This window comes from Intrasporangium sp., from assembly GCF_035280925.1.
Taxonomy (GTDB): Bacteria; Actinomycetota; Actinomycetes; order Actinomycetales; family Dermatophilaceae; genus Intrasporangium.
In genome coordinates this window covers 1-2,096 of record NZ_DATEEY010000024.1, presented here as the reverse complement: position 1 = coordinate 2,096, position 2,096 = coordinate 1, and the positions used below count along the sequence as shown (strand labels likewise).

The following is a 2,096-nucleotide window of genomic DNA, read 5'->3' as shown; positions in this document are numbered from 1 at the left end:
TACGACGTGGTCGTGATCGACTGCCCCCCCGTGCTGCCGGTCACCGATTCGTTGGTGCTGGCCCGCATGGCCGACACCACCCTGCTGGTCACCTCGGCCAACAAGACCTCCAAGCGCAGCCTCACCCGCGCCGTCGAGCTGCTGCGCCAGGTCGACGCCCCCCTCTCGGGCACCGTGCTCAACAGCGCATCCGCCGACGACACGTTCAGTACCGAGCCCTACCGCTACGAATCCACCACCCGGGGTCCCCGGCGCGGGCGGTCGGCGCCTCCCGAGAACGGCAGCAACGGGCACGCCCGCCGGTGGGACGGCGAGGGTGATCCCAGTACCGAGTGGGATCCCGTGGCCCCGCCCCCTGCCCGGAGCTGACGCCTCTCCGGGGGGCCGGTTGTGGGTGGCCCGTCGATCGCGAACGCGGTGGTCGCGACGAGGTCCGGGCCGCGGTCCGTCCGGCACGTCAGGCACTCGAAGCACTGGGGGAACACATGAAAGAGGCCCTGAAGTCGATCGCGCAGCGCGCGTTCCTCGCCGGAGACAAGGTCGGCGTGCACGTGCTCCCCGCGCACTACTACTCCCCGGTGGCGTCCAGGCGGGAGCTCCGCTCCAGTGAGGCGTCGTGGCGCCGGCCGGTGGACGCCGATCTGTTCGACGCCGACCTCGACGAGCAGCTGGCCTGGGTGGCGGGCCAGGCCGGTCCGTACGCGAGCGAGCTTCCGCTGTCGCGCCTTGCCGGCGACGCCGAGGCGGTCGGGGGCCTCCGGTACGGGTTCGTCGAGGCGCAGCTGCTCCACGGCTTCCTGCGCACCAGCCGGCCGGGACGCGTCGTCGAGATCGGCAGCGGAAGCTCGACCCTCGTCATGTCTCAGGCGATCGAGCGCAACGTCGCCGACGGGTTCGAGCCGACGTCGGTGGTCGCGTGCGACCCGTACACCGCGAACCGGGTCGCCCGACTGCCGCACGTCGACGCACGCGCGATCGGCGGCCGGGAGGTCGACGATGTCGTCGCGGCTCTCGGCGACGGCGACCTGCTGTTCATCGACTCGACCCACGCGTTGCGCACAGGTTCGGAGCTCAGCCACATCTACCTCGAGCTGCTCCCGCACCTGGTCCCCGGGGTCGTCGTCCACATCCACGACATCTACCTGCCGTACGTCTACTCACCGGACATCTACAACACGATGTTCGACTGGCAGGAGACGACTCTGGTGGCTGCGCTCCTGACCGGGAACCGCCACCTGACCACGCTTGCCTGCCTTTCAGCGCTCCACCACGGGCGGCCCGAGGGCCTCACCAAGGTGTTCCCCGAATACCGCCCCGAAGCCCTCGATCGTGGTGTGCGGGTCGGTGCACGGAACGGTCACTTCCCCACGTCGTTGTGGCTTCGGGTAGCCAAGATCTGAGTGGGATCTTGTCAACTTTCTTGACGGCGGGGATAGCATTGCTGCATGGCGCTCGATCCGAACCGGTGGACCCTGAAGGTCCAAGAGGCCTTCAGCGCGGCCGTCGAGGCCGCCAAGGCGGCCTCGAACCCCGAGGTCACTCCCGACCACCTGCTCATGGCCCTGCTGGGCCAGGGCGAGGGCATCGTCCTGCCCATGTTGCAGCGCATGGGCAAGGAGCCCTTGCCCCTGCGCAACGAGGTGGGCGAGGCGCTGGCGCGGCTGCCGCACAGCTACGGCGGTAGCGAGCCCCGGCTGTCCCGCGAGTTCACCCAGGTCATCGACGAGGCCGACCAGGCCCGCGCCGAGCTGTCCGACGAGTACCTGTCGACCGAGCACCTGCTGCTGGCGCTGGCCGACCGCCTGAGCGTCACCCGCGACGACGTGCTCGCCGCCATGCAGGCGGTGCGGGGCAGTCACCGGGTCACGTCGCAGAACCCCGAAGACCAGTTCCAGGCGCTCGAGCGCTACGGCCGCGACCTCACCGAGGTGGCGCGGCAGGGCAAGCTCGATCCCGTCATCGGCCGTGACGAAGAGATCCGCCGCGTCATCCAGGTGCTGTCGCGGCGCACCAAGAACAACCCCGTGCTCATCGGCGAGCCGGGCGTCGGCAAGACCGCCATCGTCGAGGGCCTCGCCTCCCGCATCGTCGAGGGC

Annotated in this window: 2 protein-coding genes and 1 pseudogene; all 3 read left to right on the top strand. The window is 70.0% G+C overall.

Annotation, left to right across the window (positions count from 1 at the left end; genetic code table 11):
• Window positions 1-369 (top strand): annotated as a pseudogene (locus VJN29_RS02510) (hypothetical protein); the annotation flags it as partial.
• Between the two features lie 116 nt (window positions 370-485).
• Complete coding sequence (locus tag VJN29_RS02505) at window positions 486-1,400, top strand: class I SAM-dependent methyltransferase (protein WP_324141948.1); 915 nt, start codon at window positions 486-488, stop codon at window positions 1,398-1,400.
• 45 nt (window positions 1,401-1,445) lie between these two features.
• On the top strand, window positions 1,446-2,096 hold a 651-nt coding region (locus VJN29_RS02500), incomplete at its 3' end, for a Clp protease N-terminal domain-containing protein (RefSeq protein ID WP_324141946.1).

What these genes read in the sequence shown, in the direction of transcription:
- VJN29_RS02505 (WP_324141948.1), top strand. Translation starts at nt 486, where the DNA reads ATGAAAGAGGCCCTGAAGTCGATCGCGCAGCGCGCGTTCCTCGCCGGA.